The organism is Bradyrhizobium sp. WYCCWR15520 (assembly GCF_056174665.1).
Genome location: NZ_JBWBWM010000078.1, coordinates 1 through 14,666 on the forward strand (window position 1 = coordinate 1; position 14,666 = coordinate 14,666).

Sequence of the window (14,666 nt, forward strand, 5' to 3'; positions counted from 1 at the left end):
GGCGGCTATCTCGCCCGCGCCAACGATCCGCCACCAGGGAATCTGATCATGTGGCGCGGATTATCGCGATTCATCGATATCGCAACGGGAGCAAAACTCTGACTCAAAAATGTGGGTAATCGTAAGCCTTTCCGAATGGATACACAGTGCCGCTTACGCTCGCGATCGATAGTCCCATGACGGAAGCCGATCACGTCAGGCACGTTTCTGTGCTGGCGCCACGAAACCCGCTGATTGAGGTCGCCACCTTTCATTTCGTCCCACAACGCAGCGAGCCCCGCGTGTCGGCACGCATTCGCCTTGCCGAACCGCAATATGTTCTGGCGGTTGCGGAGATGAACGACGGTACATTGCTGATGACAGAAAGCTGGGTCGAGGTCGCAACCAACGGATGCAAGTGACGGAAGGAGGTGCGGAATGTTCACTCCGGCACCCCGTGTGCAAGTGCCAAGATCCGCCGCGACCGGTGAAGTGTTTCCGGTCAAGACCCTGATCAGCCATCAGATGGAGACCGGGCTGCGGCACGATGACCGCGGCAACGCCATCCCGCGCAAGATCATCAACAAGTTTACCTGTCGCCACAATGGCGTCGTGGTGTTCAGCGTCGATCTCCACGAAGCCATGGCGGCGAATCCGTTTATCGAATTCTACTTGCGCGCGACGGAGAGCGGTCGGCTCGAGTTCGTTTGGGAAGAGGATGGCGGCGGCGTCTATGTGTTGGAGCACCAGCTCACTGTCGCCTAATGATGTTGTAGTGATGTTGCCATGCTCCTTTCACGCCATGAGCAAAGGGATCGGCGATCGCAGACACGGGGATGGAGCCGGACTCAGCATGCGCAAAATCATCGCCGCTTCCATTGCTGCTTCGTTCATTACTGTCGCCGATCCCAGCCAGGCAGCGGACCGCGATGGTGGAGCCCAACTCGCCGCGATGTGCGCGTCGTGCCATCGTCTGGATGGCGGCGATGGTGGTATTCCGACGATCCTTGGCATGAGTCCGAAGATGCTCACCCGCACAATGCTTGCGTACAGAGCGCACGAGCGCCCAAGCCATATCATGCGCGCCATCGCCCTATCGCTCAGTGATGAAGAAATCGCAACCGTGGCGCCCCATCTCGCAGCTCTGAACAAGCAGGTTAGGCCATGAAGTCCTGGACGCGTCGAGAGTTCGGCCGCTCGACCGGAGCAATAGTCCTTGCAGGGCTCGGCCCTCGATTGGCTGCAAGCGAATCCAAGGCGAGGGTTGTCGTTGTTGGCGGCGGCATCGGCGGTGCCACGGCCGCCAAGTACTTGGCCGCCAGCGCGCGAACGATCGAGATCACGTTGGTTGAGCCAAATCCGAGCTATACGACCTGCTTTTTCAGCAACCTTTATATCGCCGGGCTATGTTCGCTCGAGTCGCTTACGCATGGCTATGAGACGCTGGCGCAACGATATGGCATCAATGTTGTTCATGACTCCGTGGCAGCGGTCGATCCGGTCGCAAAAACCGTTGGGCTCAAGAGTGGTCCAAAATTGCCTTACGACCGAGTCGTCGTTGCCCCTGGCATCGCTTTCAATTACGAGGCCCTCGCAGGGTATGACGAGGCGGCAACGCAGGTCATCCCGCATGCCTGGAACGCGGGCTCACAGACGCAGCTGTTGCGACGGCAACTCGAAAGCATGGAGGATGGCGGCGTCTTCGTGCTCGTCGCGCCCCCTAACCCGTTCCGCTGTCCGCCCGCCCCATACGAACGTGCCTCTCTGATTGCTTATTATTTCAAACAGCATAAGCCGCGCTCGAGGATCCTGATCCTCGATGCGAAAGATAGCTTCAACGCGCAGGATCTATTTCTGGATGCGTGGGAGCGACACTATCGAGGTATGATCGAATGGCTACCTGCCCAATTCACCGGTGGAATAAAGGCCATCGACGTGAAGGAGCGATCCGTCAAGACTGCGAGCGAGACATTCAAGGCCGCGGTTGCAAATGTTATACCCCCGCAAATGGCCGGCCAGTTCGCGCAGCAAAATGGCCTCGTGGATCAATCTGGCTGGTGCCCGATCGATCCCATAACGTTCGAATCGAAGCTGCAGCCGGGAATCCATGTGGTGGGCGATGCGACCAGTGCCGGCGACATGCCGAAATCGGCGTTCGTTGCGAATAGCCAGGCCAAGGCCTGCGCGTTTGCCATCATCGCGGCGCTGACCGGGTCCGAACGCCAACCACCTCATTTATTCAACACCTGCTATACTTTTCTTAGTCCCGACGATGCAGTGAGCAATGCTATCAGCTTCAAGCCCGCGGCCGGAACGATCAAGATCGTCGACAACTTCGTCAGCCAGGTGCACGAAAGCGCCGAAACCCGCCACCAGGCCGCACGCGAGGCGCAAAGCTGGTACACCGCCTTTACGCGTGACACCTTCGGCTATGCAGCTTTCTGATTTGAAGTGGCCGTGCTGCGAGGTGCAGGAGTGCTCTCCGCCGCGGCGGATGGAGCTGGCTCGGGTAGCCGCTCCAGCCGCAGCGAATTCAGGACGACGATAATGCTTGAGCCGGCCATCACTGCCGCCGCCAGCACTGGCTGGAGGACTCCGACCATCGCCAGCCCAATGGCGATGAAATTGTAACCGAACGCCCAGGCCAGGTTGGTGAGAATGGTCGCGCGAACTGCGCGAGCGACGTCGATCACCCACGGCAGCGTCCGTAGCCCCCCGGGCGGGAGCACGACTGCTGCAGCCTCGCGAGCAAGGTCCGTCGCCGAACCGACGGCGATCCCGACATCGGCTCCGGCCAACACGGGCGCGTCATTGAGGCCGTCGCCGACCATCGCTACCATGCCATGGGCATGCCGACGGCGTTCCAGCGCCGCGCGTTTGGCCTCGGGTGTCAGGCCAGCCTCGATATCGCCGCTCTCAATTCCGACCGCAGCGGCAATCCGCACTGCGGCTGCCGGAAGATCGCCGGTCAACAACGTCACGCGGACCCCACGGCGGCGCAGCGCTTCGATGGTCGAGCGCGCCTCCGGCAGCGGCGTATCGTCAAGTGAAAGCACAGCATATGCCCGCTCGCCCCAGCCGACATAGATCACGGAATGGCTGCTCGCTTCACGCCGTCTCCCGTAATCAGCCAGATTTGGCGTCAGCGACCAACCCAACTCCCGCATCAATGCGGCGCTGCCTGCCGCTACGATCCGGCCGTCCGACTTGCCACGGATGCCACGCCCCGGCACGACTCGAACGTCGTGGATGGCGACTGGCTCGAGTCCACGAGCAGCTGCCGCTGCAGCTATAGCACGAGCCAAGCCGTGCTCGGAATGGCGCTCCAGTCCGGCGGCCTGCGCGAGCACCACATCGGCGCTGGTTCCATCGCTGTCGATAGAGACAACGCGCGCCTGACCCGAGGTGAGCGTGCCGGTCTTGTCAAAGGCGATCAGCCGGATGCGCGCCAGCGCCTCAAGCGCGGCCGGGTCGCGCACCAGGCAGCCGTATCGGGCCAGCCGTCCAATGCCCAGCGAGGTGGCCATCGGTGCCGCCAACCCGACCGCGCAGGGACAGGCCACCACCAGTACCGCAAGACCGATCAATAGCGCACGGTCGAACGGCAAATGCCGCGCCCAGTACACCGACGCTCCAATGCCCAGCACGAGAACAATCGGCACGAAGACGCCTACAATGTTGTCGGCGAGACGCTGGCTCGGGCTCCGGCGGATTAATGCATCCCGTACCGATCGACAAATCTGTGCCCAGCGGGTCGCGTTTGCCACGCCGCTGCTTTGGATCAGGAGCGGCCCGTCAAAATTGATGCTGCCGGCGATCACATGCGAGCCGACGCCCTTGGCGATCTGCCGGCTTTCGCCTGTGATCAGGGCCTCGTCGGTGTGCGATTCGCCCTCCATGATCACGCCGTCGACGGGAATGCGTTCGCCCGGCCGAACTCGAACCAGCACACCCGCGTCAACCTCGCGCACCGGCCGGCGGTACTCTCCATCGCCAATGACGACGGTGGCCCACTCACTTTCCGCGGCCAAGAGCGGCTGCAGGTCACGCGCCGCCCGTGCACGCCCGGCGGCGTCGAGATAGTAGCCCGCGGTGAACAGCATCAGCACCATGGTGGCCGTATCGAAGTAAACCTGCGGGCTGCCCTCGATGGTGGCAAAAGCGGAATAAAGGTAGGCGGCGCCGACGCCGAGCACAATGAGAGCCGAGGAGGTCAGGCGTCCCTCCATGCCGTGGAGCCACGCCTCGCGCAGAAACGGTCCGCCGAGAATGATCACCGCGGGCGTGGCAAATAGCCAGAGCAAGAGATGAATCCAGGGAAGCATCTCGGCATCGGCGCCGCTGAAGGCGTCGCTGTACAGGAGCAGGCTGAACAGCATGATATTCATGGAGAGAAAGCCGCCGACACCGAGCCGGATCAGCAGCCAAGCGGCCTCCCATTCCTCGGTTTTGCCGTGCTTGACCTGGTAGGCGATACAGCAGCCGTAGCAGCAGAATGCGCAGGCCTCACCGTTTACCGTGCGTCGCATCGCCCGCCGCCCGATGGGTAACAGGCAGCGGCTGCACAGCGCACGGTCCTGGGCCGTCATGCTGGTTCTGTCCAACCATGCGCGAAGTGCACGGCGAAGGGCAGGATGCCGCGGCCAACGGTGACGAGACCGAGGAGCAGAATGCAACTGCCGGCCAGCCACACGCCGCGCTGCCGCCACGCCGGCGCCAGCGCTCGGCCGACGCCGCCCATCAGAAGCATTGCGGGGAAGGTCCCAAGCCCGAACGCTGCCATGGTGAGAAAGCCCGGCAACGCTCCGGCCGTGCTCGCCGCCTGCGCGGCAAAGGCGTAGACCAGCGGACAAGGCAGGAAGCCATTGAATACGCCAAACGCGAGCGGGGCGGCATGTCCCGGCGCCGTCAACAGGCTGCGCAGGGATGTCGCGAGGGTGCTGCCGGAGCCTGTCGTGATGCGATGCAGGCGCGGCAGCAGGCCAAAAAACTGCAGCGCCATGGCGATCATCAGCAGCCCGGCGAGGATCGCGAGAATCCGCTGACCGCTGTCAAGCGAACCGCTCAGCAGCGGGACTGTCGTTCCCTGCGGCGTGCATATGAGCTGACCGAGGGCGCCCGCAAGTCCGCCGATAAAGCAGTAGGTCGTCAATCGACCTGTATTATACAGCAGATGACGCAGAACTGTCGCGCCAGGTCCCTGCGGATCGCGGCCGAGCGCACAAGCGAACCCGCCGCACATACCGATGCAGTGAAAACTGCCGGCGAACCCCGCTGCGAAAATGACAATATAGGCGGTCATCGCATACGCCCTGTTTACTCATCACCGCAAGCTTTAGCCGCGCTGTCCCCTATTCCCGAACGAGGTAAATCAGCCAGGCGCAGAAGCCGACGGTGCAGATCCCGTAGATCAGGAAGGCGACGACTTGGGATGGGCCTGCATCAGCCAACAAGAAAGCGGTGTGTTCCAACATGGTCCCTCCGTCAGCGCAGGGAAATCAGCACCACGTTCATAGTCAACTCAGCCGCCAGGAACAGCAGGTTCAGGCCCGCGACCACGAGAACAATCTTCGCTGCCAGCATGTCCGTTCTGCCTATTCTAACAAGATTCTAACAAGTCCCAGCTTCAGCCGGCCGCCTAACCAGGCCGCCCCGGCCCAACGCCACCCCAATAGGCGTACATATAGTACAGGCCCCAGGCGAACAGGACCGCGTAGGTGACAAGCAGCCACACCGGGATATATCCAACGCGGGCCTGAATGGTGCCGCCAGCATATTCCTCCAATTCCGGAGGCGAACTCTCACGCACCTCCAGCTTGGGGTGCGTCGGGCTTTCCGGGTCGCTCTGCTGCAGGTCCGTCATCGCCGACCTCCCTTTGATAGAATCGTAAAGCTGCTTCGTCTGCCCCGTGGAACGCGCCCGAGAACACGCCCCAAACGAAGATGCAGACCGCGCCGAGGCTCATCATCAACGCGGCGAGATAGGGGCCGACGATCTCGAAATTGGTGATCATGGTTCATTCTCCTTGGCGGCCGCTCAAGGTTGTTTGGCCGCGGCCTCCCCACGCGAACTGCCACGCGCTGCCTTCGAGCCGCCGGTCCTCTGCGCGCGCCCGTTCGGAATATAGGCTTTGTCCGGCGTGTCCGCTTGCAGTTTGGGATCGTTGAGCGCAGTGCGATCGGCGGATGTGATAGGAAGCGGCTCGCCCGTGATGGGATCCGTGAAGGCGGAAAGCGAGAGCACGTAATAGGCGAGCGCCCAGCGGTCTTCCTCGGGCAGCGAGTCGCGGTAATTAGGCATAGGCGTGCCGCTCAACCCGGTCGTCATGGTCCGGAAGATGTCTTCGACCGCCGGACCCGACTTGAACTGGCCGGTGGTTAGATCGGCGGGCGGGATCGGAAAGCCGAGATCGTCCTTCAAGCCAGCAGCCTTTTCGCCGTCGCCCTTGCCGGAATTGCCGTGGCACTCCCAGCATTTGGCGATCCGCCAGACCTCTTTGCCGCGGGCAAGGATCTGCTGCGACGGGGCCGGTGGCCGCTGGATGTACAAGGGAGCGCCCGGCGGTTCCTCGATGAAGAACGAATACGGCTTCGCCGGATCGGAGCGATCGACCGCCAGCTCATATTTGATGTATTGGATGACCGCGAGCCGATCCGTCAGGGGCAGCTCATACCAGGGCGGCATGGCGGTGCCGCGCACGCCCCGAGTGATCGTGCGCAAGAGATCGCCGTCGGTCGGGACAGGTTCCTTGGTCAGCCTAAACTTGAAGACCGCCGCTGCAAAGCTTCGCGGCCGCTGCCGATACAGGAACGTCGCCGCGGGGCCGTTCCCGTCGCCCTTGACGCCATGACAGCCGACACACCGCCGCTCATAGACAACCCGGCCATAGTCAATCCACTCGGAAGAGCGCGGCAGCGTGGCCTGCGTCACCTCAAGCTGCTGCGGCTCGAACACGTCGCGCCATTTGCCACGGTTCATGCCGAGCTTTTGCAGATAAGCGATCAGACCTTCGAGTTCTTTCGTCTCGGCCGCGATCGTAACCGTATTGCCGATATATTCGTTGTTCGGGATCAGGATCGCCGGTGCCTTATCGCGTGCTTCCAACGGGACGAACAGCAGCCCGCCGGCGTTCGGCGTGAGTTTGATCTGCACCTTGCTTTCGAAGTCGAACAGCTTTTGCGTGATGGCATTATTTTCCAGCGTGCGATTTCCGGCCCCGTCATCGACGATCTTGACTGGCTCCCGGGGTGTTTCGAACAGTGCCCGATACGGTGCCATGATCGAGTCAGGCAATAGCTCGCGCGGATTCCAGAAGTGGGCCAAATGCCACTCGTTGCTGTATTTGAGCCCAACCCGGGTCAGGTCCGGCCCGATGCGCCGGGTGCCGAACAGATGCGGGACATCATAGGCGTATTCGCCGGCCTCGCTCACCGGGCCCCAGCGGCGCGTCTCGCCGGTTACCGGGCGCACATACTGCGAATGACAATACCAACAGCCCTCGCGCAGATAGACTTGGCGGCCGAGTTGCTGCGTCGGCGTGTAATCGGTGGCGTCGCTGAGCATCCATTTAAGCTGGCCGTAGTCGGTACGGACGACGGCAGTCACCTCGGTAGTCCGGGCTGAGGGCTCGATGAAGGGGAGAACGCCCTGGGTGAGGACGGCGAGGAAGAAGAAGATGATGCCGGCGACCAGTGCGACAAAGCGCGCGCTAATGGCTTCAGGCTTCCAGCGCCAGCGCAACCAGGCCCGCCACCGGGCGGCACGGCTTTCGCCCTCTCCACCACGCGGCCGAGTGCCGTCGTCATGCGCGCTCATTCGGCCGGCCTCCCAACCGGGATCACTCCGGGCTCAATCGCCGGCGCCGGGGCCACGACCTGACTGGTCAGCGCCGTCATTGCCAAATTGATGACCAAGAGAGACATGCCGATGTCCATGCTGATGCCAGACATCGTGCGCACCAGCCAGTAGGGCTGCATCCACACTACGGTATCAAGCCATTCGGTGCCGCTCATCCACTGAAAGCCCTGCTGCAGGCCAGCGGCGGTCAGCACTAGGCCCATGGTGGCAATGCCGACGGTAATCAGCCAGAATGACCAATTGCCAAGCCTGAAGGACCACAATTCACGCTTGAATGCCCGCGGCCAGACATAGACCAGACCTCCCATCGCCCAGACCACGAAGGTCCCGAATACGGTGAGGTGCGAGTGGGAGATGACGAAGTCGGAGAAGTGGGTGGGCTGCTGGATTGAGCGCAAGGCTTCGGTCGAGCCTTGGAAGCACCCGACGAGATACATCAGAGAGCCCATGATCAGGAACTTAGCCGGCAGGTTCCGCCCGAACTCGTGCCACTTGCCCGTCATTGTTCCGAAGAAATTCACCAGCACGGTCCACACCGGAATGATAAGAAGCATCGAGGTGATGATCGCCAGCGTTTCGGCCCAGTCGGCAATTGGACTGTAGAGATAATGATGGATGCCGACGAAGGGATAGAACAGGGCGAGTGACCAGAAGCCGACCAAAGAGAGCTTGTGCGCAAACAGCGGATTGCGCGCGGCAACGGGGAGGAAATAGTAGATCAGCACATAGCCGGCCGGCGTCAGCCACAGCCCGACGATGTAGTGGATGTAGAGACCGTGGAACGCCGCGCTGTTGATTCCGGAAATCGTGTACGGCAGGATGAAGCTGCCGAGTACGAGATTCATCGTCGTCCAGATGAAGGTGGCGATCAGGTACCAAAGTGCAACATAAAGCGGCGGCTCCAGTCGCTGCCCGATGGTGATCAGGAATTGCGCGGTCACCGTGGCAACGACGATGAAGATCGGGATTTCAGCGAACAGCGGAAGCTCGCCGGCTTCGAGACCGTGATTCTGGCCGAATGCCAGCGACACCAGACCGGCGAAAACGGCGATACTCCATAGCCAGGCCAGCGGAACGCCCAGTTGCGGCCAGACCACGCGGACGCCACACAGGCGCGGCACAAGATAGTAACATTCGCCGATGAACAGCGTCGAAAAGGCGCCGAAGATGACGCCGTTGACGTGCACAGGCCGCAGCCTGCCGAAGGTGAGCCCTATTGCGTTTCCGAGATAATCGGGATGATTGAAGAGGCTTGAGAGGGCGACGCCGATCGATGGTGTGACAAGGAGCCAGAACATTCCGAAATAAAGCCAGGTTCGGACCACCACCCAGTCGACCAGATCATCCAGATTGATGCCGGCGAACCTGCCGTGCAATCTCTCTGCAGGAAGCACTTCCGCCATGGAGCATTGCCCTTTGCTTGTCTGATAATGCGTTCTCTCCTGTTCTCAGTCAGCGCACCTTCGACAGCAATGCCGCGCGCTAGAAGCCTCCGCTTCGCAGCATCGAAATCAGAACTTGCCCGGGTTCAACACCGAGCCGCTCTGCGACCAGTAAATATACGCTTCCAAAGCCTTCATCGCGTCCGAGTCATCGGCGATCTTTTCTCCCTGGTTGGGCTTCTCGATGCACCAATTGATCATGTCGCGCAGCGTCGCGAACTTGGCCATCTGCGCCTGGAACTTCGGGAACGTGGCGGGGTGGGTATCGGCCGTCATGGGATGGCACATAGCGCATGCCATTCCAGTTTTGGACAACACGACACCCATCGCCTCTTCGGTTGCTGCATCGCCGTGGAACAGCAGGTCGCCTTTGCGGACCTGCTCCATGAACACTTGCTGGTAGGAGTTCAGCAGCTGCGGCGTCACCGGATCCTTGTGCGCACCCGCAGGGCCGACCAGGGCGGCAAGCGCTACCGCTGGGACAGCGCGGAACAGAATGAAACGGCATGTTGTCGACGCGGTCATGCCCATTCCTCCTAATATGGCCAAATACTGTCAGCGATCCGGGGCCGCAAAACCTCGGGAATGCTCTTCGCATAGTCATCTGGAGACTGCGCGTATACCTGCTTGCGCCACATTACGTATTCGGCGTCGACTTTGTCCTCGGCGCTGACGTCGATCTTCGCCCAACCTACCCCGTCAAAGTGATCACCAGGGTCGACCCGTATCATCGGCTTTGTAAGCTTCGGCACCCCCTCCGGGGCGTAAGGCCAAGGCCATGAGGTTGCCAGCATGCCGATCGAACGCATGGTGCCGATCTCGTTGTAGAGCACCTGATGCGTGTGACCGTGAATGTTGGTGACTTTGGTGTAGGGCTTGAGCACCTCGTTCACCTCGCGCCAGTCGCGCACCCAAAAGTTCCACGGCGGATAGTACTCGTAGAGCGGATTGTGGCTGAAGATGACGACCGGCCGGTTCCGGTCCCAATTGGCAAGCGTCTTCTGCAGCCAGTCGAGCTGATCGCGGCCGACGCCCGCCCACGGGCCAGCGACGGTGCCGTCGAGCGTGGCCATGTGACCCATGCGCTCCTCGGGGCTCATCTTCTTCGCCGTCCAATAGTCCGGACCGCGACTGACGGTATCGAGCCCGACAAAGCGCACGCCCTTATGGTCGAATGTCCAGTTAGGCTGACCGAACAGTTCGCCCCACTTCTTACCCATGTCGAGGTACCAATCGTGCTCGCCCGGAATGTAGACCTTGCGGATGTTGATTTCTTTCAGGATCTCCACACCGAGCTCAAGTTCTTCGACCTTGCCAAGCTGGGCCAGGTCGCCGCCGAAAATCAGGAAGTCGGCCGGCGGACTCATCGCCTGCACCTCCTTGGCGGCACGCACCGTCTTCTCGACGAAGCGCGTATTGAGGGATTTCGGATAGAGATGGGTGTCGGAAATCCAGGCAAACTTGAATGGCGCCTCGGCCGCATAAGCGACATCGAGAGTGTTGAGCAGCGGCCACCAGGCGAAGGTCTCGGCTACGGTCGCGGCTCCGACGAGACATGATCTGTGAACAAAGGTGCGCCGGGTAATCCGCAGCGAGGGGTCAGGACGCACTCCGGGCTGTTGGAGTACCGCAGCTATTTCACGCCGGTCGCGCTCAAGCTCGGACATGGGCTTCCTCCCTTGCGATTGGTCGTTACAGCGTTGCTCCTCTCCACTAGGCGACTCTGGTTGTTTGCCACCTCGCCAGATTTTCTTGTTCCTTCGGCTCGATTGTCGCCGGTCGAGCCGCAGAAGTCCGTTACTTCGCGCCGGAACCGCCTTGAACCGCCGAGGCGCCCTTCTTCAGTTCGATGTTCAGATCGCTCGACTTCCCCGCCGCAACGGTCACCGTCTGCTCGTTCGGGCCGGTGAAAGGTTGGTACGCCACCAGCTTGTAGGTTCCGGCCGGAACGTCGGAGATGGTGAACTTTCCGTCGGCGCCGGTGACGGCGTAGTAGGGATTGTCGGCGACATAGATAAACGCTTCCATCCAGCCATGCGCGTCACAGTCGATGCGCACCTCGCCCGGCCGCGGCAATTCGACGGGAATTCGCTGACCCTGGTTGGGCAGAGCGAGGTTGAACACGGTGCGCTTGCCGTAATAGCCGTGCGTGTTGTGGAGCATCGGATCGCTATTGACGACGTCCAGCCCGCCCACGCGTATCACCTGAATGCTAGGTTCGAATTTGCACTTCTTGTTGTCGATCTCTGGCTTCTTGGCTTGCTCCGGCCAGGCTTTTCCTTTCGCGATATCGGCCAGATACACGACGGCGTTCTGCACGCTCTTGTCCGGCCCGACCTGAATGAGCGTCTCCTCGTAGGGACCGCCGCACACCTCGATGTCCTTGGTCGGAATGACCTTGCGGGTGCCGGGGGGGCCGTTGAACACGACCTTGCCGGTGATCGATCCGCCGCCGGCGACCGGGCCCGCTTCGTAGGCTTGCGCCGGGAGCGGCGTTGCTACCGCCGCGACCATCGACGACACCCCGATCAGCCACTTCATAGCTAAGCCAGTCATCACAGCACTCTCTCTTGATCTTTGGTGTTGATCTTTGATATCCGCAGGAATTCGTCGAGAGCTAACCGCCATTTGCAGGGGTTAGGAAAATCAGAACTGCTTTGCGAGACCTTAAGCAAAGCTTATGAAGCTTGAGAGCAAAAATCGTCTAAGAAATACCCGCTGAAACGGGAGAGAAGTTTGTGGCGGCTAAGCACCGCCGCCGCAGGGAGGCATTTGATGCGTCGCCATCCCATATTTTCGGTCCTCGGACGAGCAATCCCTTTCGGGATTGCTGTCGCCACCGCCTTGGTGTTGAGCCAACCGCTCGTGCGTGCAGCCAACTCGCCGGTCATGATCGGCGGCCCGTTCACACTAACCTCACCTGATGGGGCAACGGTCACGGAACAGACCTACCGTGGGAAATGGCTTCTAGTCTATTTCGGCTTCACTTCGTGTCCCGATAGCTGCCCTACGGCGTTCCTTGAGATTTCCGCCGCGCTCGAGAAGCTCGGCCCCGACGCCGACAAGCTCCAACCGTTGTTCATTACCGTCGATCCGCAGCGCGATACGCCGACGGTCATGGGGAACTACACCCAGTCATTTGATTTGAGGATCGTCGGACTCACTGGCACGCCGCAACAGATCGCTGCCGTCGCCCAAGAGTATGGGGTCTATTATGAACCTCGTAAGAGCGGGCCGGGCGCCGAAGACTATGTCATGGACCACAGCACCTATCTCTACCTGATGGACACTGAAGGTGAATTCGTGCGCGGTCTTGACGCCGACACGCCAGGCGAGCGCATCGCCGAGGTGGTGCGCGGCGCCATGGCAAAGGCTCGCTAGAACGCAAGTCATCGGGGACGATCAACGCAATGAGAGCGCGTCCTGACCAAGGGCGTCGCACGAACATCTGAGACCCTCGCAAACCGGAGGGCTGTCATGAATTACGACGGCTATTTCCAACGCGCCCTTGCGCGTTTACGGGACGAACGGCGCTACCGCATCTTTGCAGATCTTGAGCGCATCGCCGGGCGCTATCCCCGCGCCATCTGGCACTCGCCTGCGGGCCCGCGCAGCGTCGTGATTTGGTGCTCCAACGACTACCTCGCGATGGGGCAACACCCGAAGGTGATCGGCGCCATGGTCGAAACCGCGATCCGCATGGGCACCGGTGCGGGCGGCACGCGTAACATCGCCGGCACCAGTCATCCGCTGGTCGAGCTTGAGCGCGAGTTGGCCGACCTGCACGGCAAGGAGGCGGCGCTTGTGTTCACTTCCGGTTACGTCTCGAACCAGACCGGAATTGCAACGATTGCCCGGCTAATGTCGGGCTGCGTGATTCTGTCCGACGCACTCAACCACAACTCGATGATCGAGGGCGTGCGCCAGTCCGGGACGGACAAGCATATCTGGCGCCATAACGATCTCGGCCACCTCGAAGAGCTGCTCAAACGGGCCGAGCCCCAACGGCCGAAGCTGATCGTGTTCGAGAGCCTCTATTCCATGGATGGTGACGTCGCCCCCATCAACGGCATTTGCGATCTTGCCCAGCGTTACGAGGCGATGACCTATTGCGACGAGGTGCATGCGGTCGGCCTGTACGGCCCGCGCGGCGGCGGCATCACAGAACGCGAAGGCGCAGCGCACCGCGTCGACGTCATCGAAGGAACGCTTGCCAAGGCGTTCGGCTGTCTTGGCGGATACATTGCGGGCGATGCCGCGCTGATCGATGCGGTGCGATCATACGCGCCTGGCTTCATTTTCACCACAGCCCTTCCGCCAGCGATTTGTGCCGCTGCAACCGCGGCGATCCGCCACCTCAAGCGCTCCAATTGGGAGCGCGAGCACCACCAGCACCGCGCGGCGCGCACGAAGGCAGTGCTCACTGCGGCCGGGCTCCCGGTCATGCCGAACGAAACGCACATCATACCCATCCTCGTCGGCGATCCAGAACACTGCAAGGAGGCAAGCGGCCTCCTGCTCACCGAGCATGGCATCTATATCCAGCCGATCAACTACCCGACCGTGCCGCGCGGTACGGAGCGGCTGCGCATCACGCCTTCGCCCCATCACGACGACGACACGATCGAAGCGCTCGCCAGCGCGCTGATCGATGTCTGGGAGCGGCTCGACCTGCCGCGCGAGGACCGAGCGCTCGTGCAGATGAGCGCGTAGATCTGGACGGCATCCTGAAGGCGCGAGTTGATCGCGAGTGGGCACAGGAGGAGTTTCAAGGACTGTGATTTCGGGCATTTTCGGCGATGAGGCATGTAGGCTCGCACTCCTCATCGCAGAAAAATAAGAAAAATATGCAACATCGTAGAACTGAGTAGCGGGGGCGCGACTCGAGCTCCCGTCATCAGAATTCGTCGCTCTCTCGCTGAACCAGCAGCTCCCCTGCCCCGCCGGCAAAGACGAAGGTTGGTCCCGTTCTCCATTTCAGACGAGTGAGTTCAGCTTCTCGATCGAAAGTGGAGCATTCTGTTCCAATCAATCCGATCCGTCCGCGTCGCACCCGACGTCTACAACACGCCTCGGAGAGCTGCTCAGATTGCCATCAATAGATTTCTCTTGACCTCCCGGTGCACACGTCGTGCACACGCTCACATCTAGCCATTTGAATGAATCGCACTCTCTCCCAATCCATCATGAGGAAGTTTGAGCTAGGTCCAGCCAGCCGGATATAGCCAAATCCAACATTGGGCCACAACGACCGCTTTGCGCCGATTCCGTTGAAAAAGGCGGCAGTAGTTTCGTCGTGAACGCCCGCTGTTCCGCGGACGAGTCGGCTTGATGAGGCTCACGCGGGCATCGGGATCAGCTTGGCCATCTTACGAAGGTTCTGAGCG

Annotated in this window: 16 protein-coding genes; 6 read left to right on the top strand and 10 right to left on the bottom strand. The window is 61.1% G+C overall.

All coding sequences use genetic code 11. The features are described from left to right. Positions 1-146 precede the first annotated feature (146 nt). From AC0QUY_RS40455 to AC0QUY_RS40470, 4 genes are all read left to right on the top strand, one after another. The gene (locus AC0QUY_RS40455; protein ID WP_475391497.1) at positions 147-401 is read left to right on the top strand and encodes a thiosulfate oxidation carrier protein SoxY; all 255 of its coding nucleotides are present in this window, start codon (positions 147-149) and stop codon (positions 399-401) included. A 16-nt stretch (positions 402-417) separates the two neighbouring features. Continuing rightward, positions 418-744, top strand: a complete 327-nt coding sequence (gene soxZ, locus AC0QUY_RS40460; RefSeq protein ID WP_161853377.1) for a thiosulfate oxidation carrier complex protein SoxZ — start codon at positions 418-420, stop codon at positions 742-744. An 88-nt stretch (positions 745-832) separates the two neighbouring features. Next, positions 833-1,147 (top strand): c-type cytochrome, encoded by a 315-nt coding sequence (locus AC0QUY_RS40465; RefSeq protein ID WP_475391498.1) that lies wholly within the window; start codon positions 833-835, stop codon positions 1,145-1,147. After that, positions 1,144-2,424 (top strand): FCSD flavin-binding domain-containing protein, encoded by a 1,281-nt coding sequence (locus AC0QUY_RS40470; RefSeq protein WP_475391500.1) that lies wholly within the window; start codon positions 1,144-1,146, stop codon positions 2,422-2,424. The genes AC0QUY_RS40465 and AC0QUY_RS40470 overlap by 4 nt, the downstream gene beginning before the upstream one ends. Here AC0QUY_RS40470 and AC0QUY_RS40475 read toward each other — a convergent pair. The 10 genes from AC0QUY_RS40475 to AC0QUY_RS40520 form a co-directional block, all read right to left on the bottom strand. Continuing rightward, positions 2,409-4,568 (bottom strand): heavy metal translocating P-type ATPase, encoded by a 2,160-nt coding sequence (locus AC0QUY_RS40475; RefSeq protein WP_475391501.1) that lies wholly within the window; start codon positions 4,566-4,568, stop codon positions 2,409-2,411. The genes AC0QUY_RS40470 and AC0QUY_RS40475 overlap by 16 nt on opposite strands. After that, positions 4,565-5,281 carry a sulfite exporter TauE/SafE family protein gene (locus AC0QUY_RS40480; RefSeq protein WP_161853375.1) on the bottom strand — a complete coding sequence of 239 codons (717 nt, stop codon included), beginning with the start codon at positions 5,279-5,281 and terminating at the stop codon, positions 4,565-4,567. The genes AC0QUY_RS40475 and AC0QUY_RS40480 overlap by 4 nt, the downstream gene beginning before the upstream one ends. 49 nt (positions 5,282-5,330) lie before the next feature. After that, a complete protein-coding gene (locus AC0QUY_RS40485; protein WP_256380269.1) occupies positions 5,331-5,453 on the bottom strand; it encodes a hypothetical protein in 123 nt (40 codons plus the stop codon). Positions 5,454-5,617: 164 nt separating this feature from the next. Then, on the bottom strand, positions 5,618-5,788 hold the full coding sequence (locus AC0QUY_RS40490; protein WP_247836781.1) for a hypothetical protein: 171 nt from the start codon (positions 5,786-5,788) through the stop codon (positions 5,618-5,620). Further along, a complete protein-coding gene (locus tag AC0QUY_RS40495; protein WP_161853373.1) occupies positions 5,781-5,993 on the bottom strand; it encodes a hypothetical protein in 213 nt (70 codons plus the stop codon). The genes AC0QUY_RS40490 and AC0QUY_RS40495 overlap by 8 nt, the downstream gene beginning before the upstream one ends. Before the next feature lie 23 nt (positions 5,994-6,016). Then, on the bottom strand, positions 6,017-7,795 hold the full coding sequence (locus tag AC0QUY_RS40500) for a cbb3-type cytochrome c oxidase subunit II (RefSeq protein ID WP_246738101.1): 1,779 nt from the start codon (positions 7,793-7,795) through the stop codon (positions 6,017-6,019). Further along, complete coding sequence (locus tag AC0QUY_RS40505; protein ID WP_161853372.1) at positions 7,792-9,240, bottom strand: cbb3-type cytochrome c oxidase subunit I; 1,449 nt, start codon at positions 9,238-9,240, stop codon at positions 7,792-7,794. The genes AC0QUY_RS40500 and AC0QUY_RS40505 overlap by 4 nt, the downstream gene beginning before the upstream one ends. 108 nt (positions 9,241-9,348) lie before the next feature. Beyond that, the gene (locus tag AC0QUY_RS40510) at positions 9,349-9,804 is read right to left on the bottom strand and encodes a c-type cytochrome (RefSeq protein WP_246738100.1); all 456 of its coding nucleotides are present in this window, start codon (positions 9,802-9,804) and stop codon (positions 9,349-9,351) included. An 11-nt stretch (positions 9,805-9,815) separates the two neighbouring features. After that, positions 9,816-10,946, bottom strand: coding sequence for a metallophosphoesterase family protein (locus AC0QUY_RS40515; RefSeq protein WP_475391504.1), 1,131 nt, complete (start codon positions 10,944-10,946; stop codon positions 9,816-9,818). A gap of 130 nt (positions 10,947-11,076) precedes the next feature. Next, positions 11,077-11,835: a carboxypeptidase regulatory-like domain-containing protein gene (locus tag AC0QUY_RS40520; RefSeq protein ID WP_246738099.1), complete on the bottom strand. Its 759-nt coding sequence runs from the start codon at positions 11,833-11,835 to the stop codon at positions 11,077-11,079. Positions 11,836-12,054: 219 nt separating this feature from the next. On the opposite strand from AC0QUY_RS40520, the gene AC0QUY_RS40525 reads away from it, so the two are divergent. Beyond that, positions 12,055-12,660, top strand: a complete 606-nt coding sequence (locus AC0QUY_RS40525) for an SCO family protein (protein ID WP_161853369.1) — start codon at positions 12,055-12,057, stop codon at positions 12,658-12,660. A 96-nt stretch (positions 12,661-12,756) separates the two neighbouring features. Beyond that, positions 12,757-13,992 (top strand): 5-aminolevulinate synthase, encoded by a 1,236-nt coding sequence (gene hemA, locus AC0QUY_RS40530; RefSeq protein WP_475391506.1) that lies wholly within the window; start codon positions 12,757-12,759, stop codon positions 13,990-13,992. The last annotated feature ends 674 nt before the right edge of the window (positions 13,993-14,666 follow it).

Excerpts from the sequence above, each read along its gene's own strand:
- AC0QUY_RS40525 (WP_161853369.1), top strand. The coding sequence starts at position 12,055 with ATGCGTCGCCATCCCATATTTTCGGTCCTCGGACGAGCAATCCCTTTC.
- AC0QUY_RS40520 (WP_246738099.1), bottom strand. The coding sequence starts at position 11,835 with ATGACTGGCTTAGCTATGAAGTGGCTGATCGGGGTGTCGTCGATGGTC.
- AC0QUY_RS40465 (WP_475391498.1), top strand. The coding sequence starts at position 833 with ATGCGCAAAATCATCGCCGCTTCCATTGCTGCTTCGTTCATTACTGTC.
- AC0QUY_RS40510 (WP_246738100.1), bottom strand. The coding sequence starts at position 9,804 with ATGACCGCGTCGACAACATGCCGTTTCATTCTGTTCCGCGCTGTCCCA.
- AC0QUY_RS40485 (WP_256380269.1), bottom strand. The coding sequence starts at position 5,453 with ATGTTGGAACACACCGCTTTCTTGTTGGCTGATGCAGGCCCATCCCAA.
- AC0QUY_RS40475 (WP_475391501.1), bottom strand. The coding sequence starts at position 4,568 with ATGACGGCCCAGGACCGTGCGCTGTGCAGCCGCTGCCTGTTACCCATC.
- AC0QUY_RS40470 (WP_475391500.1), top strand. The coding sequence starts at position 1,144 with ATGAAGTCCTGGACGCGTCGAGAGTTCGGCCGCTCGACCGGAGCAATA.
- AC0QUY_RS40480 (WP_161853375.1), bottom strand. The coding sequence starts at position 5,281 with ATGACCGCCTATATTGTCATTTTCGCAGCGGGGTTCGCCGGCAGTTTT.
- AC0QUY_RS40505 (WP_161853372.1), bottom strand. The coding sequence starts at position 9,240 with ATGGCGGAAGTGCTTCCTGCAGAGAGATTGCACGGCAGGTTCGCCGGC.
- AC0QUY_RS40495 (WP_161853373.1), bottom strand. The coding sequence starts at position 5,993 with ATGATCACCAATTTCGAGATCGTCGGCCCCTATCTCGCCGCGTTGATG.
- hemA (WP_475391506.1), top strand. The coding sequence starts at position 12,757 with ATGAATTACGACGGCTATTTCCAACGCGCCCTTGCGCGTTTACGGGAC.
- AC0QUY_RS40500 (WP_246738101.1), bottom strand. The coding sequence starts at position 7,795 with ATGAGCGCGCATGACGACGGCACTCGGCCGCGTGGTGGAGAGGGCGAA.
- AC0QUY_RS40515 (WP_475391504.1), bottom strand. The coding sequence starts at position 10,946 with ATGTCCGAGCTTGAGCGCGACCGGCGTGAAATAGCTGCGGTACTCCAA.
- soxZ (WP_161853377.1), top strand. The coding sequence starts at position 418 with ATGTTCACTCCGGCACCCCGTGTGCAAGTGCCAAGATCCGCCGCGACC.